The 20663-nt window shown below is 36.3% G+C and carries 18 protein-coding genes; 15 read left to right on the top strand and 3 right to left on the bottom strand.

The features are described from left to right. Positions 1–97 precede the first annotated feature (97 nt). From J663_RS12800 to J663_RS12765, 8 genes are all read left to right on the top strand, one after another. Positions 98–1159, top strand: coding sequence for an HlyD family secretion protein (locus tag J663_RS12800; RefSeq protein WP_033850107.1), 1062 nt, complete (start codon positions 98–100; stop codon positions 1157–1159). Between the two features lie 24 nt (positions 1160–1183). Beyond that, on the top strand, positions 1184–2731 hold the full coding sequence (locus J663_RS12795) for a DHA2 family efflux MFS transporter permease subunit (protein WP_033850105.1): 1548 nt from the start codon (positions 1184–1186) through the stop codon (positions 2729–2731). A 189-nt stretch (positions 2732–2920) separates the two neighbouring features. Next, positions 2921–3709 (top strand): hypothetical protein, encoded by a 789-nt coding sequence (locus tag J663_RS12790; protein ID WP_170248859.1) that lies wholly within the window; start codon positions 2921–2923, stop codon positions 3707–3709. Then, a complete protein-coding gene (locus J663_RS12785; protein ID WP_033850103.1) occupies positions 3706–5292 on the top strand; it encodes a GH3 family domain-containing protein in 1587 nt (528 codons plus the stop codon). Before J663_RS12790 ends, J663_RS12785 begins: the two co-directional genes overlap by 4 nt. Further along, positions 5289–6617: a TolC family protein gene (locus J663_RS12780; RefSeq protein WP_033850101.1), complete on the top strand. Its 1329-nt coding sequence runs from the start codon at positions 5289–5291 to the stop codon at positions 6615–6617. Before J663_RS12785 ends, J663_RS12780 begins: the two co-directional genes overlap by 4 nt. Continuing rightward, positions 6610–7773, top strand: a complete 1164-nt coding sequence (locus J663_RS12775; protein WP_033850099.1) for a hypothetical protein — start codon at positions 6610–6612, stop codon at positions 7771–7773. Before J663_RS12780 ends, J663_RS12775 begins: the two co-directional genes overlap by 8 nt. A 240-nt stretch (positions 7774–8013) precedes the next feature. Further along, complete coding sequence (gene surE / locus J663_RS12770; RefSeq protein WP_081404732.1) at positions 8014–8985, top strand: 5'/3'-nucleotidase SurE; 972 nt, start codon at positions 8014–8016, stop codon at positions 8983–8985. A 12-nt stretch (positions 8986–8997) separates the two neighbouring features. After that, entirely contained in the window at positions 8998–9642 is a 645-nt protein-coding gene (locus tag J663_RS12765; RefSeq protein WP_033850097.1) for a hypothetical protein, read from the top strand. Positions 9643–9677: 35 nt separating this feature from the next. Here J663_RS12765 and J663_RS12760 read toward each other — a convergent pair whose 3' ends face one another. Beyond that, positions 9678–10118 (bottom strand): HD domain-containing protein, encoded by a 441-nt coding sequence (locus J663_RS12760; protein ID WP_033850096.1) that lies wholly within the window; start codon positions 10116–10118, stop codon positions 9678–9680. A 795-nt stretch (positions 10119–10913) separates the two neighbouring features. Here J663_RS12760 and J663_RS12755 point away from each other — a divergent pair. The 5 genes from J663_RS12755 (at position 10914) to J663_RS12735 (ending at position 15716) form a co-directional block, all read left to right on the top strand. Continuing rightward, positions 10914–11462 carry a TetR/AcrR family transcriptional regulator gene (locus J663_RS12755; protein WP_033850095.1) on the top strand — a complete coding sequence of 183 codons (549 nt, stop codon included), beginning with the start codon at positions 10914–10916 and terminating at the stop codon, positions 11460–11462. Between the two features lie 226 nt (positions 11463–11688). Beyond that, positions 11689–13050, top strand: coding sequence for a DUF262 domain-containing protein (locus tag J663_RS12750; RefSeq protein WP_068972720.1), 1362 nt, complete (start codon positions 11689–11691; stop codon positions 13048–13050). 1 nt (position 13051) lies between these two features. Beyond that, the gene (locus J663_RS18610; protein ID WP_033850094.1) at positions 13052–14143 is read left to right on the top strand and encodes an AAA family ATPase; all 1092 of its coding nucleotides are present in this window, start codon (positions 13052–13054) and stop codon (positions 14141–14143) included. A gap of 5 nt (positions 14144–14148) precedes the next feature. After that, the gene (locus J663_RS12740; protein ID WP_155762406.1) at positions 14149–15102 is read left to right on the top strand and encodes a hypothetical protein; all 954 of its coding nucleotides are present in this window, start codon (positions 14149–14151) and stop codon (positions 15100–15102) included. A 119-nt stretch (positions 15103–15221) separates the two neighbouring features. Next, entirely contained in the window at positions 15222–15716 is a 495-nt protein-coding gene (locus J663_RS12735) for a GNAT family N-acetyltransferase (protein WP_050598817.1), read from the top strand. Between the two features lie 62 nt (positions 15717–15778). Here J663_RS12735 and J663_RS12730 read toward each other — a convergent pair whose 3' ends face one another. Next, positions 15779–16702: an alpha/beta hydrolase gene (locus J663_RS12730; RefSeq protein WP_171073666.1), complete on the bottom strand. Its 924-nt coding sequence runs from the start codon at positions 16700–16702 to the stop codon at positions 15779–15781. A gap of 110 nt (positions 16703–16812) precedes the next feature. Here J663_RS12730 and J663_RS12725 point away from each other — a divergent pair, with 110 nt between their 5' ends. Further along, positions 16813–17712: a LysR family transcriptional regulator gene (locus J663_RS12725; RefSeq protein WP_033850090.1), complete on the top strand. Its 900-nt coding sequence runs from the start codon at positions 16813–16815 to the stop codon at positions 17710–17712. Positions 17713–17799: 87 nt separating this feature from the next. On the opposite strand, the gene adeT1 is transcribed toward J663_RS12725, so the two are convergent. Beyond that, positions 17800–18795 carry a putative multidrug efflux protein AdeT1 gene (adeT1, locus tag J663_RS12720; RefSeq protein WP_033850088.1) on the bottom strand — a complete coding sequence of 332 codons (996 nt, stop codon included), beginning with the start codon at positions 18793–18795 and terminating at the stop codon, positions 17800–17802. A gap of 1460 nt (positions 18796–20255) precedes the next feature. Between adeT1 and J663_RS12715 the strand changes: the two genes are divergently transcribed. After that, complete coding sequence (locus J663_RS12715) at positions 20256–20546, top strand: hypothetical protein (RefSeq protein WP_005069200.1); 291 nt, start codon at positions 20256–20258, stop codon at positions 20544–20546. Positions 20547–20663 lie beyond the last annotated feature (117 nt).

Genomic DNA, 20663 nt, shown 5'->3' with positions numbered 1-20663 from the left:
CATTGAATAAAACCAAGTGAAAAGTTACGTAAAAAAGAAATCAATAGTTTTATTGACTTAAATAAAAAATCGAATATTACAAATAAGCGGAATGAATATGGATAACGTAGCTCAGCTAGAAACTGATACTAATTTCCAAAGTCGAAAGAAAATAACTTGGGGTGTTTTTAGTGTCCTGCTGTTATTTTTAGTTGCTGGCATCTTATATTATTTTTTTGTATATCGATTCTATCAATCTACGGATAATGCTTATGTGCAAGCCGATGTCACTTGGGTGATGCCAAAGATTTCAGGCGAAGTGATGGAGTTATTAATTAACGATAATCAGGTAGTAAAAAAAGGGGAAACTTTAGCAGTATTAGATCATCGCGATTATAAAGCTCGTTATGATCAAGCTCGTTCAGTAGTCAGCTTGAAAGAAGCTGCACTAGGTGTACAACAACAAAATGAAAAATCTGCCAAGTCTTCAATTATTGAAGCTCATAGTAGCGTAGTGGCAGCACAAGCTGATTTAACTCGTTTAAGAAAAGAGTTTGAGCGTTATCAAGATTTATTAAAAGATGGGGTGATTACCCGACAAAACTTTGAAGGGGTTCAGTCTCAATATTTAACGGCCCAAGCTCAACTCAGCAAAGCGCAAGCCGCCGTAAATGCGGCAGAAGCTCAGTTGGGGAGTTTACAAGCGAGTCGAGCGCAGCTTCTAGCAGATATTCAAAGTGCCAATGCAAACTTAAACCTGTATCAGGTCGATTTGGCTTCATCCAAAGTGGTCAGTCCTGTAAACGGTAAGGTCGGTAGCCTTGCAATCCAGAAAGGTTCACGTGTTTCTCCGCAAACCCGCTTAATGGCGATCATTCCTGAAAATAGTTTGTATGTACAAGCGAACTTCAAAGAAACCCAAATTGAAAAAATGCATATTGGTCAGAAAGTTAAATTAAAACTTGATGCCTACCCAAGCCTGACCTATACCGGAAAAATTGAAAGCTTTTCACCTGCTTCAGGCGCAACTTTTTCACTCATGCCACCAGACAATGCCACAGGCAACTTTAACAAGGTTGTTCAGCGTATTCCTGTGCGTATTGCCATAGATTCAAGCCCACATATTGATTTGATAAAACCTGGAATGTCGGTGAGTGCCACCGTTGACCTAAGAACTTAATAATAAAATTTTAGGTAATAACCAATGAATAAGCACCTTGAGGCCGAGTGGAGATTCCCAGCAAAAACTGCATGGGCAATTTTTGGTGCCATGATTTTTGGCAACTTCATGGCGATTCTTGATATTCAGATTGTGGCGAGTTCTCTAAACGAAGTTCAAGCTGGTATGAGTGCAAGCCGTTACGAAGTCACTTGGGTGCAAACGGTTTATTTAATTGCCGAGATTATTGCAATTCCCATGTCGAGTATTGTCTCGCGGGTGCTTTCAACACGAGTGTATTATACCATCTGTGCAATTGGTTTTACGGTGAGTTCTTTACTTTGTGCCTTGGCATGGAACTTAGAAAGTTTATTAGTGTTCCGTGGCATTCAAGGTTTTATGGGCGGCGGCATGATTCCGACTTCCATGACGGCGTTGTACTTACTTTTTCCAGAACCAAAACGTTCATTGCCTTTGGTGATGTTTGGAATGATCAGCACTTTGGGTCCGGCCATTGGCCCCACCATTGGCGGCTGGCTCACCAATAATTTCTCATGGCACTGGATGTTCCTGATCAATATTATTCCGGGCATCATCATTGCTACGGTTATTTACTCAGGCCCCAATATCGACCGTGCCAACTATTCACTCATCAAAAGCATGGACTGGTTTAGCCTGATTGGTATGGCGATGTTTTTGGGTGGGCTTGAATATTTCCTTGATGAAGGCGCACGGCATGACTGGCTTGCAGACACAGGCGTTCGGATTGCGTTTATGATCTGCGTTGTGGGCGGCATGATTTTCTTCTCTAGAAGTTTTACTCAGCCTAAACCTTTGCTCGATTTATCTGTATTTAAAAATAAAAACTTTACCTTAAGTGCCATCACAACGTTTGTGATCGGCATGGCGCTCTATGGCTTGGGTTACATGATTCCCGTGTTTCTTGGGCAAGTCCGTGAAATGAACAGTAGCCAAATTGGTCATGTCATGATGGTGACAGGTATTGTCATGTTCTGCTTCGCGCCGTTTCTTGCATGGCTGATTCCTAATTTTGATACCCGAAAAACCGTATTTGTCGGAATGATTTTGGCAGGGTTTGGTGTCTGGCTCAATTCACACCTCAGCATTCATAGCGATTACGACTTTATGTTTTGGCCGCAAATTTACCGTGGTATTGGTCTCATGATCTGCCTGATTGTGGTTTCGCATTTAGCCATGAGCACTTTGCCGCTGAGTAAAGTGGCTGATGCCAGCGGTATTTATAACCTGATGCGTAATATTGGCGGCGCGGTTGGACTAGCTCTCATTAACTCATCTTTAGATTGGCTCACTGCGCTTCATGTCACCCAGATTAATCAGGGGATGACACCACAAAACTGGATTTTTACAGAAAGACTCGATCAACTCACGGCGCAATATCAAGAAGCCGGCTCAAATGCACAGCAAATCGCGCTCAGTGTGATTTATCGTGACATTCATTTTCAGGCACTGACATCTAGCTTTAATGATCTATTACGCATGCTCGCAATCATTATGTTTGTGACCGCATTTTTAACTATCTTTATGGATCGGGGGAAGAAAATGAATATGTAGATATTTAAAAATAAAGGGCAGCTTTCAAAGAATGAAAAACAATAGGGCATATCAAAACGTATCCCTTCATAGAAAAAGAACATTGATCTGAGTTTTCTAAAAATCGGTTGATGAGATCGGGGAACTCACAAATTAGAGGTGGAAGGTTAAAGGATTATGATTAATACAACGTATAAACTAATTTCAAAATTGAACCTGAAAAACACGACTTATGGTCAATATTTTGAAAAAGAGCAAATCGATACTGAACGATTAAAAGTGATGTATTCCATTTACGAACAGTATTATGAAAATACCAGATTTTCTATTTTCGTAGATGATTTCCAAAATAAAAGCGGTGCGATCTTAATTTTTGACTCTGAAACAGATGAGATTGTCGGTTTCTCGACTGTGGTGGTGCAGCATTTCTATTTAAACGGTAAAGACTACACCGTGTTATTTAGCGGTGATACGGTTATTTTGAAGAAGTTTTGGGGCACGCGTAGTCTGCAAAGTACCATGCTCAAGCTCATGATTAAGCTTCGAATCAAATATCCATTTAACGAACTTTATTGGCTCCTCATTTCTAAAGGTTATAAAACCTACTTATTGCTCGCCAATAATTACTATGTCTATTACCCAAATATTAAAGATGAAAACCAGCATCTCTCGGAAGTTGTCGAGCACTACTGCGAGAAGTTTTTTGGGGAGTACTACGACCGTGAAGCAGGCCTTTTAAATTTTGGTGATGACTATCAACCATTAAAAGGTGAAGTTGCACCAATTACTGCCGAAATGAGAGAAAAGAACCCAAATATTCATTTCTTTGAACAAAAAAATCCGACATGGAAAGCAGGCACAGAACTACCGTGTATTGGTCGTCTTGGTTGGAAAGACATAGCCCGTTTCCCTGTGAAGCTGATGACTAAACCGACCAGTAAAGGAAAGTTTGAAGCATGCGTAACCCATAAAACAAAACGTAGAGAGGCCATCCAATGAAATCTAATGAATGGCTAACTCTTGGTTCGCATCTGATTTTAAAAAAATGGTGTGATGCATCTGACCGTAATTTTCAAAAACAGTTTAATGCATTAGAGACCACGCAACGTCAAATTTTGCATTCGATATTACAGACCTCTACGTTTGCTAAAGATAAGAAAGTTCAAAATTATGAGCAGTTTGTAAAATCATTTCCTGCAACACGTTATGGCGCATGGCGAGAAGATATTCAGCGTTATCGTGAACAAAAAATGTTACTCTCTAGCAGTAAGCTAGTTCGTTTCCAGCCAACCAGTGGTTCAAGTGAACAAATCAAGTTTATTCCATACACCAAGCTGTTTTTAGATGAACTTGATCATGCGATTGCGCCGTGGATGGCAAGTTTATACCGTAAATGCCCACAGCTGAGTTTAGGTACGCATTATTGGTCGGTGTCGTGGTTACCTGAAAGCCAACGTGAAGTTTTAAAAGACAAAAACCTAAATGACGATAGTGCGCTACTTGGTGTAGGTAAGCGAATTTTATCTAAATTTACCCAAGCGGTTCCAAGTAACGTTGCCTTTGCCGCCAATGCCGATGATGCACTGTTTGCCACCATTTGCTATTTGGTCGCAAACCGTAACTTAGCCATGATTTCGGTGTGGAGTCCGACTTTTGCGCTGCAATTGCTTGAGCGTTTGGAGTCACTACAACAAGACGTGATTGAGGTTTTACAAAGTGGTTCATGGGGTAACCGTCAGGCTTCATTAAAAGAAGTGACTGCACCGCGTAGCTCTGAAAGTGCTCAAGCCTTAATTGCAAGTTCAAACGGTGCACAGATCGAATTTAAAAAGCTCTGGCCAAAGTTAAGTTTAGTGTCGAGTTGGGACACTGCAGGTTCAAAAGCTTGGGCGGAGAAATTAAAAGAGAAATTACCCAGTGTTCAGTTTGAAGGTAAAGGACTATGGGCGACGGAAGGTGTAGTGACTATTCCCTATAATGACCAATACCCACTCGCATACCAAAGTCATTTCTATGAATTTGAATATTTAGAAGGCGATAAACAAGGTCAAATTATTCCATCGTGGCAACTTAAACAAGGTGATGTGGTCAGCCCGCTCATTACTTCGGGCAATGGCTTACTTCGCTACTGTTTGGATGATTGCTTACGGGTAACAGGCTTTATAGAGCAAATTCCGTGTTTTGAGTTCCAAGGCCGCCGTTTTGGGGTCGATCTGGTCGGTGAAAAACTCGCGCCTGAAACAGCTCAACAGTTGTTGTCTCAGTTAAATGAAACCGAGTCAAAAGCGATTTCTTTACTGGCGATTGATACCCAACAACAGGTTAAACCATTTTATTGCGTGCTTTTTGAAGGCGACATTCATCACAGCATTAGCAATGAATATATCGATAGTATTTTGCGTCAAAACTTCCATTATGAACTTGCGCGAAACTTAGGGCAGCTCGCCCAGCCTCAAATTCGCCAAGCCAATAATGGCTGGAATGCCTATAAAAAACTGGTCATGTTTGATGGCATTATCGAAGGCAATATCAAGCCTGAGCCACTCAAAAAAGTCACCCTCAATAGTTTGGAACAACTATGAAAGGGATGAAGCCATTTAACTCTCGTTTTTTAACACTTCGACACGCCTTGTATCTAGGCGTGTTGTTGGTGTCGAACACACACGCCATGACTTTAGATGAGGCTTTATCTGCCAGTTTAAGACATGAAAGTCAGCTTGAAGTCAGCCGTTTAAGCGTGAACCAGTCCACCGCTGTGCTTGAACAGGCCAAGCAACGTGATGGACTCAAAGTCAATTTAGTTGGTCAACTGGACTATGAAAGAATAAATACGCCTTCACACGTCCTATTTCCAACCGAAGGAAACCGTAAAGGGCGAAGTTTGCAGTTGCAGGCAGATTATCCGATTTATACGTCTGGACGACACCGTTTAGGAATTGATGTTGCCGAAAGTCAGCTTTCTGCACAAAACCAAGGTTTATCAGATCAAAGATCGGAAACCATTTTAAATACTGTGATGGTCTATACCGATGTATTAAAGAAGAAAGCCATTTTAGAGCTTAGACAAAAGACTATGGCAAACCTGCAACGGTCTTTATATGAGTCAAAGCGCCGTTTTGATGTAGGAATGATTACCCGTGCAGACTTGGCTCAGGTTTTGGCGCAAGTTGCTCAAGGCCAAGCCGATATCACACAGGCCCAATCTAACTTAACCGTAAGTGAGGCACAGTTTTATCAAGTAACGGGTACAACACCTGACAACCTTGTTGCCATTAAACAGCTACCCGCTATTCCCGCGAGCTTGGATGAAATCTTGGCGCAAACCAAAAACCATCCAGCTTTAATGCGTAGCAAATACGAAAAGCAGGCCGCAGAAAAGCAATATGCTCTCACTAAACGGGAACTGTGGCCAACGGTTATGCTCACCAGTCGTGCCGGAAAGCAAGATGAAGCGAGCTATATTGGCTCTGAAAGTAATAACTATATGGTTGGGGTGCAGTTGAATGTACCGCTCTATGACGACGGCTTAAATCGCGCTAACGTCAAAAAAGCACAGGCCGATATTGATTTGGCTCACCAGAAAATACGAAGTCTTGAACTAGACTTAAATAAGCGTACCCGTACAACCTATGCGCAGCTTCAAACCATTCGACAAAATAAAGAAGCACTGGCAAATGCCATTGAGGCCGCGTCTATTGCCTTTGTCTACACACGTAAAGAGTTTGATGTGGGCACCAAAACGACATTTGATTTGCTCAATACCGAGCAAAAGCTACTCGATGTACAAACCCAAAAAACCGTGAATGACCAAGACGAAGTGGTGTTTGTCTATCAGCTACTCGACCAAATGGGCCGTTTAAATAACTTGGTTCCTACACAGGCCGTACAACAGGTGAATAATGAATAAAACAAATCCACCACTTACTGACAATACGCTGATTACCCGTGAAGCAACTTTGGCTGATGATCAGGCTTTAAGAGACTTAATCGCCGTACCCATGACCACCAAAGGCATACAAATTAGCTTTCAGCGCGAACCGAGTTATTTTAGAGCGTCTGACATTGTCTATCGGCATAAACTGCATGTTGTAATTGAAGATACTGAAAGCCAAAAGAATGTCGCTTGTTATAGCAATGGTTACCGTCCGTGTTATGTCGATCGGAACATTCAAAACTTACGCTATGCGGGTGATTTACGTGTAGATCATAGTTATCGGGGTAAATCACTGGTGAAGGTATTAGCCAAGCATGTAAAACAGACCATGCACGCACCGAACTTTAGCCAAATGATTATTTTTGATGATAACCATGCCGCACGCGCTGCCATCCAAACGGGCAAAACGGGAATGCCTGATTATTATGACGAAGGGCTTATAGAGACATTAAGCCTGACCAGTACTGGCGCAAAACGGAAAATCACGGCTTTTTTAAAGCAAGTTGATAAACAGAGTGATATTCAAGAGATCCGTACATGTGTTGCTGAAGCTCAACATGTGCAAGCCATGAATCAGTTTATTAGCGACATGGCAGAACACTATAACTTTATTCCTGCCTATAACTTTGAAGAGCTGGCTCAAGGACATCAGTACTTTTCAGGGATAAAACTCTCGGACTTTTCACTTTACTTTAAGGGTGAAAAACTGGTGGGTATGTTTGGCTTGTGGGATCAGCATAGTATTAAGCAAACCAAAATTTTAAATTACAGCTCTGCCATAGGCCTGCTTAGACCTATTTATAACTTATTGACGCCAATGACTAAGGGCATGCGTTTGCCTAAACTCGGTGATTCTATTCAATACCACGTGCTACATACGCTTATGTGCCATCCCGAAGATTTGGCTTTGCATCATAAAATGCTCGAAGATGCCTATAACAAGTCAAAACAGCAGGGTATTGGCGTGGTGAGTTTTACGCTTTCACATAAAGACCCGCGCTATCAGTTAAACCAGTTTTATAAAGGTGAACGCTTAACGGGTATGCATGGTTTTATTAGTTATGAGGGCGACCCAAGACCACATTTTGATAAAAACTTAATTCCATATTTAGAAGTTGGACGTATTTGATTTTTTGATTTAAAGCTTGAAAAGACATTTTGAATGAAGCCCACGGAAGTGGGTTTTGTCATTTTGAATTTGAACGTTTAAGTTGAAGATCAGTTTATAAAAGAAAATATAGCAATAATTTATAATATAATTATTTAATTTTTAATGGAAAAGTATTTTAATTTTTATTGATGCGTAGTCACTAAACGTACATATAGCGCAACTACTATACAAATCGAAATTTAAGAACATGGTAGTTAAGTGATGAAAAAAAGTTTATTGGGCGGCCTTATTCTGTCTTTGTGTACAACTCCAGCTTTTGCACTAAATATTCTATTGGTTAACGATGACGGTCTAACCAGCAATGTCAAAGCGCTTTATGATGAATTAAAAGCAAATGGTCATAACGTGCTTGTGTCTGTACCGTGTTCACCACAAAGTGGTCGCGGTGGTGCAATCGTGATGTATAGCTCGACAACGATTTCTGCGGATAATGATAAGCAAATTGCGGCTGAAAATGGTTGTCACAATGGTGCAGCACCAATTGGCGCACCTGCGGCTGGAACCTTTACCAAAGCGGGTTATACCAATGGCGACTGGAACTACACGCATGGCACACCAGTGATGGCAACAGTTTATGGACTAGACGTGGTTGCGCCAAAGCGTTGGGGTAAAGCACCAGACTTAGTTTTATCTGGCCCGAATGAAGGACAAAATGTCGGAAAAGTCGTTGTGCACTCTGGCACGATTGGCAATGTACAGTTTTCGGCAGGACGCGGTATTCCATCTATTGCCTTAAGCGCCGATACCAACACGGTAGATGACAAAACTTTAAACAACCCTAACTCTGCGATTGTGGCAAAACAAACCGTAGTGTTATTAAAAGAATTACAAGCTAAGGCAGGTAAGGGCCAATTGTTGCCAAAAGGCATTACCTTAAATGTGAATTTTCCTAAAAATTTAACAACCAGCACACCTTTTGCTTTTTCAAAAATTGGGACGTATGACTTATATAAATTGAAGTTCCAAGTGACTAAAGACAATAAAGGCAACAACCAATTTGGTCTAGGAATAGATGCGGCACCATCGGCTCCAACAGCCGCGCAAATGTCGGATGAAAGCGCTGTAATGCAAAGCAAAATTGCTGTAACTGCAATGCAAGTTGCTTATGACCAGCGACCAGCAGCTCAAGAATGGCTCAAAATTCGTTTAAAAAGCCTATTTAACAAGTAAGGGAGAAAGACCATGAAACGTTGTTTGTTGGTTTTACTTCTTGGGCTTGGATTGGCGGCTTGTAATGACAATGATCATGATGACCAAGTCTCGACTGAAAAACCTGCCTTAGCTCCGAGCTTAGATGTCGGTACTTATATTATTAGTACCGAAACTGATCAAGAGTTACCGATGGCGGGTAAATACTATTCTGGCGCAGATGGTTCTAAATTATTGGTTTTAGATGATGATGAAAATCGTGCCAAGATTGTGATGAGCTATGACGCAAAAACCAAAGCTTGGCAGAGCAATCAGTCTAATCAATCAATGACCGTTGAATTGGCACATTATGAAAAAATTGATGATCAGAAAATTACGCTGAATCAATTGGTCGGCAATTACGATTTATCTTTTCCAGATGGAACAACGGTAAATGCCGAGGTCAATGCACAAGGCAAAATTGTCTCGAAAGACCCAAATTGTGTATTTACAGGTGTTATTACTGAAAGTGCTTTAGCGAACACTGCAAATTATCAACTGACCGATAACAAGTGTGATGCGCTAAAAAATAACTCGAAAGGCTATGTTGTGGTAGATGAAGACTTAGAACCTATGAGTTTTAGACTTGTATCTGACACGGTTGCCTCAAAAGATATTTGGGCATTTGCACAATCTTAAAAATAAAAAGGCAACGGATTCATTTCGTTGTCTTTTCATTCCAACCTATCTTGCGCCGTTGAAACGGCTAACATGGTTTGAAGATAATAATCTACACGTGATTGATTATTTTCTTTATGTGAGTTATGCGCATTAAATGCTGCATCATGAAGTTTCACAACTCGAGCAATTGGATTTAAACCACAACGCATTAGATATTCTTCGCGTGTTTCATCTTCGCGTTTAGTTAATGCATCAACGGCATCACGGACTTCTTTGCCGAATAAACTTTCGATTTTGGCTAGGGTAAGAGGTGTGTCTTCAACGCTATCGTGGAGAAGGGCTGTAATAATATAGACTTGTGAAAATCGATGCTCAATTAATGAATTGACCACACCTTTAATATGGTAATCAAAGTAATCATGAGGACCATACTTTTGACCTTGATGCGATTCTTTTGATAATTTCTCTGCTAATTCAACTTTATTTTGAGTCATTTTTTGCTCTTATCACTTTAAGTATATGACACGGCCTAATTTGTGAGATTGGTCGCTTAAGTCATAATTTTATACTGGATAGCGACTCTTAAAAACATCCCTTAATAACAGTAGTGTCTCTTTTTATTTATTCATTCTTGTTTGATAAGAACAAGACCCAACCTTAAATTTTTTTCAACTTTAAAATTTAACTTAATGATATAAAAGCAGATTGTAAATATTACTTAAGAATATCCTTAATTATGTAATTAAATGAAAAACAATAATTATTTAAATAATTTCTAGCCAATTTCACATTGACACCTTAAATATTGAAGATTAACATTTGGCTTCTGGCCTACATTGCCAGGCAGTTTTGACAGACTGCTATAGGACCGCATCGGGATTATTCCTTCCGAGGAATAGTTTTGTGTGTACTTCTCGTTCCCTCCCGTAGCGGTAGGACGGGAGAGGGACACCTTTGTGTGTGCTGGAGTCCTACCAGTCTGTCAACCCTCTTTCGTTCTGCCACCATAATTCTAATGTCTTGGCAGAACTCCATATATAAGGAGTTGGCTTTGTACATTCATCATTTCTTGGCAACCATTGCCAAAAGCTATAACAACACAGCTTAAAACATTTAACGCAGCTTGATCGCCGTAAGGCTTTAGCTCGTTATTACTTAAAACTTAGACAATTAAACCTTGAGATGTGCTGCGCACAGTCTTTACGGCTTTGCTATGCCTTTTTTCTCCCAAAAGGAAGCGGTTTTTATATCTCATCTATTTACAACAATAATTTTATAACGGTAAAAATATGCCAAAAATAGTTCTCCCAACACGTGCAGTACAAGTCGTAAATAAATCAATTGAGTTATTTCACTACAACGGGTTTCATCTGGTCGGCATCGACAGACTTGTGAAAGAGTGTGAAGTGACCAAAGCGACTTTTTATAACTACTTTCACTCAAAAGAACGGTTGATTGAAATCTGCCTGATTGTGCAAAAAGAGCGCTTAAAAGAAAAAGTGGTTTCAGTGGTTGAATATGACCACAGCACAAACGCAACAGATAAACTCAAAAAGCTCTATCTTTTGCATGCAGACCTAGATGGACTGTATTACCTATTATTTAAAGCTATTTTTGAAACAAAACTAACTCATCCAAAAGCGTATATAACCGCCGTGCGATATAGAACATGGCTCACCAACGAAATATATAGTTTGCTTAGAGCACTTAACTCTGATGTTTCTTTTACTGATGCCAAACTGTTTTTATATATGATCGAAGGCGCCGTTATTCAGCGTTTAAGTTTGGGTGAAGTTGATGAAAGGATGGTTGAGGTGTTTTTGAGGGGGATGGGGTGAGTTCCATCTAAGACCAAAGTCAAGTAGCTGTCTTATTTGTTATTGAATTATATTATGTTTATTAATTACAAATACTTGCAGCAAAATTTCATAATTAACATTGTTTATTCTACATGAGTTATAAAAAATCAAGATTGCAATAGCTTTAAAAGCAACTTAAATTTAATATAATCATTACTTAATGAATAAATCTTTACTTAACTAATTTTGAAGAGAAATTTTTTTAATGACGAATCTAGATTTAGAGTATCAAGCTGAAGTAGAAGGATTGGATGAAGGTAATTCTGAATCTTGGGCTGACTATCCTCTAGATACAGTTTTTGTCCGCAAGGATCAACGTACTGTTGGTGAAATTATTACTAGAATCAAAAAGGGACGTTATAAATTAGATCCAGAGTTTCAAAGAGATTATGTATGGAATATTAATCAGCAAGTTCGATTAATTGAATCTAGTCTAATGAGAATTCCATTACCTGTTTTATACGTAGCTGAGGATGTTGATGGGCGCATTATTGTTGTAGATGGACTACAAAGATTGACTACATTTTTTAAATATATTAACGATGAATTTTCTCTAAAAAATATTGGTAGCAATGATCCAGATGACCTCATAAGAGATAAAAAATTTAGTCAGTTACCAATACATTTACAGGAACGAATAGAGGATACGCAACTTACATTATATATTTTAGATTCAAAAGCTCCTGAACGAGCAAGATTAGATATCTTTGAACGGGTTAATAGTGGTGTTCCATTAACACGTCAACAAATGCGTAACTGCTTATACTCTGGACCAGCAACAAAGTTTTTAAAAGATGCTTCCAACTCTTTACCTTTTATACAAGCTGTTACTCCAGCTCAAAGTATGAAGAAGACTATGCGTGATAGGGAAATTATAAATCGCTTTTGTGCTTTTTATATAAATTCTATCGATGACTATAAAGGAGAAATGGAAGATTATTTAGCAGAAGCACTATTAAAAATTAATGTAATGCCACAGCATGATATTGATACAATGATGATTGATTTTATAAAATCAATGAGTCTTAATTTTAAAATATTTGGTAAAAACTCTTTTAGAAAATCAATTGCTAGAAATCCTAATCAAAGAACTGTCTTAAATGTTTCTTTGTTTGATACAATTTCAACTTGTTTTGCATTAAATTGGAGTAAATTAGAGAAATTAGATCATATTATGTTAAAGGATAAACTTATTTTTCTTCTCCAGTATCCTCCATTTTATGATTCTATTACTTTGTCAACAAATAATACTTATAATATTAGATATAGACATCAATTAGTAAATAAAGTATTTGGACATGATTTGGATAAAACATGTGTTCAAAATATTATTGAGTTTGAGTTGTCACATTTTAATACCTCTATTGATAATGAAATGGTCAAATCGTTAGTAAAGTGTTATGAAAATATAGCTATGTCTAGTGCTCCATTTAATGAGAGATATTCATTGTTTAATAATGAGTTTGAAAATATTTTTATGAAATATAATTTTAAATATTATCCAAGGAATATTTTTTTATTGTTTGAATGTATGTTTGGTGAGTATAAAAGTTCTGTGGATATTTGAAATGATTAGAAGAATTCATCTTAAAAATTTTAAGTGCTTTAATAATAATATTTTTCCTTTAAAGAAATTAAATCTTTTTACAGGGTTTAATGCTTCTGGTAAATCTACAGTATTACAAGCCCTAATCCTACCAACACAATTGAAGACAAAGAGTAATAACAGTTTTCTTCAATTAAATGGTTGTCATCTTAAGTTAGGTTCAACTGGTGATGTTCTAAGCCGTAATGCTAATAATAGAAATATAGAATTTATTTATGAGATAGAAAATATAGAGAAGAAAATAATTCTTGATGCTAGCAAGCGTGGTACAAATACCTTAGATATTTTATCTGATAAAAGCGATGCCCAATATCTTGCTGATTATCTCACTAATTTAATTTATATAAGTGCGGTAAGATTAGGTTGCCAAGATGTTTTTCCTATACCAGAAGATTCAAATAATATAAATGTTGGAGAGTGTGGCCAGTATGCTCCATGGTTTTTTAACCAATTTTCAGACTCTGATGTTTGTTCTCAAAAATTACACTCCAATGAACCTTCATTAAATTTTAGAAAGCAATTTAACGCATGGATAAATGATATATTTCCTGATGCGGAGGCAAATACTGAAATTATTGAGAAAACCCCTCTTGTTCGGCTTGAGTTAAAAAAAAATAGGTATGAGGATTGGGTTAGCCCTGCCAATATTGGATATGGTTATTCATATGCGTTCCCAATACTTGTTGCAGGATTACTTGCAAAAAAAAATGATATTTTAATAATTGATAGCCCGGAAGCACATTTGCATCCACGTGGACAATCTCAAATGGCTCAATTCCTTGCAAAGATTGCTTCTGCTGGTGTACAAGTTATTATTGAAACCCATAGTGACCATATTTTGAATGGTATAAGGATTGCCGTAAGGAAAGAAATTTTAGCTTCTGAAGATAGTAATGTTTTATTTTTTTCAACAAAATATGAAAATGATAAAACTCAATTTATAAATCATATTTCAAATCCAATTATTGATCCTAATGGTAATTTAAGTGATTGGCCTGAAGGTTTTTTTGATCAATATGAACAAGATTTATCAGTTCTTAATGGATGGGTTTAACTTACATGTCATTTATTGCTAACGATCTATCAATCACATTTGGATTTGATAATCATCAGGAACTTGTGAAAGCATTTGATGATTTAATAAAAGTTCTAATTTCTAATCAAAAATATAGATCATCCTTTTATATAACTAATACTTTTTCCTATAATAAAGTTGATGAAGAAAATACTGTTCGAGACGTAATACTTAAACTTAATAAATCCAATACAAAATCACTTATTTTATCTTGGCTAGATAAATCAAGATTATTTTGGAATGATAGTAGAGTAGCTAATCAAGATGATTATTTTGAGTTTAATAAAGTGGATGTTACAAATCAAGGTATAGGAGAGTGCTCTCGTAGAAGTTTAATTAAGATTCCAATTTTTTCATTTAGTTTTGGAAGTAATTTTTGTGAAAATAAAATTCGTGTTCAGCATGGTTTGGCTGAGGAAATTTTAAATATTATTGAATTAGATAATATTTGGAGGTTAGAGGATTTTAAAGAAACAGTTCAAAAATCTAGAGGAGAACCTAAAAATTGGAATGATGTAATTACTTTTGCAAAAGATGACTTTAAAAATTTAAGGTTTAGTGAGAAACTTATCGAGCAGATCAGTATTCAACCATTTCATTTAGGTATAGCTCGTCGTTTTTTTGATCTTTCTAGGGCTCTAGACGAAATTATTATTAGTAGAGATGTTCAAAAGAATTTTACTGATAAAACTATAGAATTAATAACTAAATACTTTCACGGAGATAAAGCATGGTTTACTGATGAAACAGAAAACGATAAAAGAGATTTTAAAAATGAACTGAAGTTCTATCCCCCTAGTTCTGATTCATTGAAGTCTTATTCTTTTCATGGGAAAATTAAAATTGAGCAAATTAGAATATATATCGAATGGCCTCTTAAACCTGAGCATGAATTTATTGATATAGTTTATTTTGGACCTAAAATTACCAAAAAATAGAATTTTTTGGTAGAAATATTTAAGAATTAGCTATACGTATACGTTATATGATTGATCATAAATTATAAAAGGGCTCATACATTTAGTGCTTAATTTTATATTAAAATTATTCTCCAGAAATAAAAGAAATTAGTGACCATGAAGAAGGCTTATCTCTATTGTTAGAAGATTCTATCAATAGCGGAGCTTCAATAGGTTTTTTAGCTCCTATAGAAAAGAACGAGGTCTTAAATTATTGGCGTGAGGTCAACCATAAATTAGCCCAAGGTAATAGCCGTTTATGGATTGCCATACAACAAGGCAGAGTTGTAGGTAGTGTTCAGTTGTCCTTAGTGAGTAAAAAGAACGGCGTTCATAGGGCAGAAGTTGAAAAACTCACGGTGCTTACATCGCTAAGAAAACAAGGAATAGCAACATTACTAATGAATGAACTAGAAAATTTTGCACGAGAAAAAGGTCTGCGTTTACTTGTTTTAGATACACGTGAAGGCGATGTGTCCGAACTTTTATATACCAAAATTGGATTTGTTCGAGTGGGGGTAATTCCAATTTTCGCTTTAAGTTCAAATGGGAACTATGACGGCACAGCTATTTATTATAAAAGGCTTGTTTAATTACCATTAAAAGGTTTCTATTTGGAAAGTTCCCCCAATTGAGAAACTTTCCAATATTTGGCTTAAAGATGCTTTTGAAAAAATGGAATAATTTTTTCTAAGGCTTGAGCAACAGGTTCAGGTTGGTCATATAAGTCATAATGGCTTGCATCTTTAACCACAAAGAGGTTTTTATCTTTAGAAGCCGCTTTGCTATATAGCTCATAACCATCGCGATAAGAACCGAATCCACCCACTATATCACCAATCACAATTTGCAAGGGTTGAGTGAGTAGGTGATCTGCCAAATGAAAGGCATCAAACCCAACAGCAGCCGCTAAACCTGAAAAGCGAAGTTTATTTGGTGAACCTTCTGCCTGACCGCGCGGGGTTTTGTAGTAATCAATCGCTTCTTTGATATCAATATCATTGATACCAGCTTGCTCACGCTCTTGTTGTGAGTTTGGAATGTACTGGGTAATAAATGGTTCCGCACCACGCGCTTCGGCTGTTCGCTGCGCAGCAATTGCTTCTAAAGTTTTAATAGCTGCTTCAGGCGTTTGGTCACCTTCACGCATTAAACGGCCATAGTTTGCTGCTACAACAGTTGCGACTGCTTTAAAACGGCGTTCAGTCATAGCCGCATTGACAGCATAACCGCCACCACCACACACACCTAATACACCAATACGGTTTTCATCAACATAAGCAAGCGTTGTTAAATAGTCGGCTGCACAGCGGAAATCTTCTACACGTGTTGCAGGGTCTTCAATAAAGCGAGGTTCGCCACCGCTAGCACCTTGATACGATGCATCAAACGCTAAAGTAATAAAACCAGCTTCAGTCAGTTTTTCACCATAGATTGCGCCTGCAGTTTGCTCTTTACAACTACTAATTGGATGCGCACATACAATTGCTGCATATGTTTTGTTTTCATCGAAATCTTTTGGAAAACGAATAGTTGCAGAAACATCGATATTTTTATTTTTGAAAGTTACAGTTTTCATCATCTTCTCTCCGAAAGAAGAACTAGGTCGATGAAATTAATATAACCGTAGTGATTTATTATGATAATCCACTATAATCAGATAGTACTTATATTGAATACTTATAAATAATGAAAGAAAATTTAAATGATTTGCATACTTTTATGGTTGTTGCTCAAGAGCGAAGCTTTACCCGTGCAGCCGCAAAACTCAGAACGTCACAGTCAGCCATTAGCCAAACACTCCGTAATTTAGAAGACCGAATTGGCATAAAACTATTATCAAGAACTACCAGAAGTGTCGCACCGACAGAAGCAGGTGAATATCTACTGAATTTGCTTCAACCTGCAATAGAAGAAATAGAAAATGGCATAAATCAAATTAGTGCTTTAAAAAATGATCCAGCAGGAACATTACGTATTAGTGCAGATGAATATGGAATACAAAGTGTTTTATGGCCAGCAGTTGAAAAAGTCATACAACAATTTCCAAAAATTTCAGTAGAGATCATATCTGATTATGGTCTTGTTGATATTGTAGAAGGGCGTTTTGATGCAGGACTTAGAAGAGGTGGTTTGGTTTCTAAAGATATGATCGCTTTACAGGTGAGTGAGCCAATACAAATGCTAACAGTTGCAACCAAAGAGTTTTTAGCTCGTTATGGTCACCCAAAGCATCCAAAAGATTTAGTGGAATACCACTGTATTAATTTAAGATTACCAACACATGGTGAACTCTATCGTTGGCAATTTACCAAACAAGGTAAAACACAAATAATTACTGTTAATGCTAAAATCGTTTTTACAACCCTATCTCCAGTGCTTCAAGCAGTAAGGAGCGGTGTAGGAATCGCTTATTTACCTATTGACATGGTTCAGCCTTATATTGAAAGTGGTGAACTGGAAGAAACGCTAAAGGACTGGCGACATAGCTATGAACCTTATCATCTGTATTATCCCCACAGACGTGAGCAAGCACCTTTATTAAATATCTTAATCGATGCGTTAAAAGAAAATTTTAATAAAAAATAGCTGCTCATTAAATAAACATGGGTATTTCAGAACATCCGTGTAAGAAAATTGGTTTAAGCTAATGATGAAAGAAGAAGTTTGCTTAATTTATTCATCATTTAACGCACATTCAAAATTACTTGGATTTTCTTTACATCTTACCTTTTTCAAAAAATTCATCATTTTAGGGTCGTAAATACCTGCTTTGGTTAGCTGTATACGTGCTTCACGCATCATTTTCATATAGTTTAATTGTTCATTTTTAGGAATATCCATCCAGTACTTTGAAGGAATATCACTTTCATATTTAGCAATAACGCCAAACGTTCTGTTTAGTTGGCTGGCTACCCAAGTTCGAGACTTTTGCCCAAAACCTGCTGGAAATTGGTCTTTACGAATAATGAAGTTGGCTGAAATTTGAGTCAAAGGAAAACGAACGATAGCTCCTTTTTCACCTAAACCTTTGTATAGCTCAAAAGGTTTAAATGCCACAACAGGAGCGGGCACAATATCAATTTCATGGTTATTAAACTTCGCACCGGCATTGGTGACATCTACAGATACAGCCTGACCACCGACATGTTGAACAAGCTTTGGTTGGGCTTCATCATATTTGAATACCCCAATTTTTTTACCGGCAGCTTTAGCGAGTGTATTGATACTTCTATCATTTACAAACAAATATGCAGGGCCAATTGTGCCTAAACCTGCAATTTCGTAAGGACCGACCACCATGTTTTTTGCGGCCATTGGTGAGGACAACAGCTTATAGGCATTAATTGCCGTTTTCATATTTGTTAATGCGCCAACTGCATCTAAAGATCCTGTGTATTTATTAAATTGACGGCCACGTAAACCACTAATAATAGCGCCATCACACTTACCGACTTTTAAATCTTCAGCCGCAATGCGTTCATCTACATATGCTTTTAAAGATAGATCAGCACCCCAGTTTTTAGCTTCAAGTGCATAGTCTTTGGCTAAAGCGAAAGCATCTCCCGATTTACCAATGGGGTCATACACACAAACGACTTGTTGTTTGGCATAAATAGTTGTTGTTAAAAATGTGCTTGCAATAAGTAAAATAGTTTTAAAACGATCCATATTTAATTATCCATTATTTAAATTATAAAAATTATTTTATGAATCTTGCTTAGATTAGATATGACATTTAAATAAGAATTTAAAGAGAAAAGGTCAAAAGAGAGCTTTGGATCAGCATCTTATTTTTTTTAATTGTATGGCTATATTGTATATGAATTGAGATCTACCATTGAGCTAAATTTAAAGAACAGCTGTATACACGTACTATATCTTTTTTTTCAAGCATGTAAAAGAATTTTTTTAAATATTTTATTTAAATTTCAATAGCATACAGAATGATTTGAGTTTTAGTTTTTAATTTAATAGGCTAAAAATTTTGAGGATTAGAAGGAGATTTAGAAAAAGAAATCTCTATAGCAGCCAGTAGTTGCAAATACAGCTTGTGAATTTAGTAGGTAGCTCAGCTCACTAGGGTAAATATAAAAGTGTAATGACAACTTACAGAAAGTTGTCTAGAAAATTTTATTCTGGTTAAGATTAGAAATAGGGTTTAATACATAAGCATCCAATAGAACCAGCTTAGGCGTTTAGTAATTTGCTAGAACAACACATACAGTTAACCAAGCTAAGTATTCATCACAGTAAAGAATTAGTAGTGAAGCAACAACATAGAGAAGCGAAGCCTTATATATGGTAGGTTTCCAAATCTTTTATTTAACATAATATACATTATACGAACAGTTGTATAATTTAATATTGACCCATAGCTTGGTAGCTATCCTTCATTTGTTTGTAGCGCTTATTTTCTTCTAGTTATTGCTGTACGTTTTAGCTATGTGGAATGAATTTTTATTCTAATTAAATTCAGCACTAGCATCTTCTGACGTTGCTATTGATGGATAATAAATAGGATTCATAAAATCTAATTAAATAGAAATTATGATTAGGTTTAGCTAATAATCGCTTGTTTGATTTTTATTGAACTTCTTCCTACCTAAATCCAAAGGAATCTACGAATTATATTTCGTTAGTTCATTTTCCTAAAATATTTAAAGTGTATGCTAAATTCTAATTCATTAGGTCTTATATGCTCAGGTCAGAAATATAAAGCAAATTTAATTACACATTAGCTTAATAATGTATATTCAATCACATTTTTATTAAAATCTATATTTTATTTCTCAGTAGTAATTTTGAAACATAAATTATAAATAAAATAAATAAATTATATTTTTATTAAATATTTTAATGTATATCATATTGTTTTAATTTTTAGTTTGTTTTTTTATTAATCATTATTTTTTTAATTTATATAAATAACAATAACTTAATGTAATTTTTGTGGTTTTGTTATTAATAAGGTTTTAGAAATTTTAACTATTACATTATTTAAAGTGTTTAATGTGATTTATATCACGTACAAATTAATAATTTTTTATTATTTAAAGCTTAATGATTGTTTTTAAATTAAAAATAAGGTATCAAATATATATAAACTATTTTATAAATAGGTATATAAAATGAAAAATAATATATTTAAACTTCTTGTTTTGATGGTGCTTTCCTCTTCCCCACTATTTTGTTATGCAAGTAACACAATAATGATAAGAGGAAATATTGTTGAAGATACATGTTCAAGAGAACATAGCGAGATAGAATGTGTTGAGGTAAATAATTTAAATATTAAACTTGATAGTGAATATTTAAATAAAGATAGTCTTTTTAAATTAGCTCAACATACTGAGAAAATGGACACAAGCATTGAGAGCATAAGTTCTAACCACAAAGTCGTGCTTATTAATTACCATTAATATCCAAACTTATTTTTGTAGTAAGTTTAATGAAAGAGTGATTTGTCGAATTGATCGCATGTTTTGATCAATTGATTGATGAGTCACTCTTTTTTCATAAAAATGACTATTTGTATA

This window comes from Acinetobacter sp. 826659, assembly GCF_000588515.1.
GTDB lineage: Bacteria > Pseudomonadota > Gammaproteobacteria > Pseudomonadales > Moraxellaceae > Acinetobacter > Acinetobacter pittii.
The sequence above is the reverse complement of the archived record's forward strand: the minus strand, read 5'-3'. Positions and strand labels throughout refer to the sequence as shown.

Excerpts from the sequence above, each read along its gene's own strand:
- J663_RS12730 (WP_171073666.1), bottom strand. The coding sequence starts at position 16,702 with ATGAAAACTGTAACTTTCAAAAATAAAAATATCGATGTTTCTGCAACT.
- J663_RS12750 (WP_068972720.1), top strand. The coding sequence starts at position 11,689 with ATGACGAATCTAGATTTAGAGTATCAAGCTGAAGTAGAAGGATTGGAT.
- J663_RS12725 (WP_033850090.1), top strand. The coding sequence starts at position 16,813 with ATGAAAGAAAATTTAAATGATTTGCATACTTTTATGGTTGTTGCTCAA.
- J663_RS12795 (WP_033850105.1), top strand. The coding sequence starts at position 1,184 with ATGAATAAGCACCTTGAGGCCGAGTGGAGATTCCCAGCAAAAACTGCA.
- J663_RS12740 (WP_155762406.1), top strand. The coding sequence starts at position 14,149 with ATGTCATTTATTGCTAACGATCTATCAATCACATTTGGATTTGATAAT.
- J663_RS18610 (WP_033850094.1), top strand. The coding sequence starts at position 13,052 with ATGATTAGAAGAATTCATCTTAAAAATTTTAAGTGCTTTAATAATAAT.
- J663_RS12785 (WP_033850103.1), top strand. The coding sequence starts at position 3,706 with ATGAAATCTAATGAATGGCTAACTCTTGGTTCGCATCTGATTTTAAAA.
- J663_RS12775 (WP_033850099.1), top strand. The coding sequence starts at position 6,610 with ATGAATAAAACAAATCCACCACTTACTGACAATACGCTGATTACCCGT.
- adeT1 (WP_033850088.1), bottom strand. The coding sequence starts at position 18,795 with ATGGATCGTTTTAAAACTATTTTACTTATTGCAAGCACATTTTTAACA.
- J663_RS12780 (WP_033850101.1), top strand. The coding sequence starts at position 5,289 with ATGAAAGGGATGAAGCCATTTAACTCTCGTTTTTTAACACTTCGACAC.
- J663_RS12755 (WP_033850095.1), top strand. The coding sequence starts at position 10,914 with ATGCCAAAAATAGTTCTCCCAACACGTGCAGTACAAGTCGTAAATAAA.
- J663_RS12800 (WP_033850107.1), top strand. The coding sequence starts at position 98 with ATGGATAACGTAGCTCAGCTAGAAACTGATACTAATTTCCAAAGTCGA.
- J663_RS12765 (WP_033850097.1), top strand. The coding sequence starts at position 8,998 with ATGAAACGTTGTTTGTTGGTTTTACTTCTTGGGCTTGGATTGGCGGCT.
- J663_RS12715 (WP_005069200.1), top strand. The coding sequence starts at position 20,256 with ATGAAAAATAATATATTTAAACTTCTTGTTTTGATGGTGCTTTCCTCT.
- J663_RS12760 (WP_033850096.1), bottom strand. The coding sequence starts at position 10,118 with ATGACTCAAAATAAAGTTGAATTAGCAGAGAAATTATCAAAAGAATCG.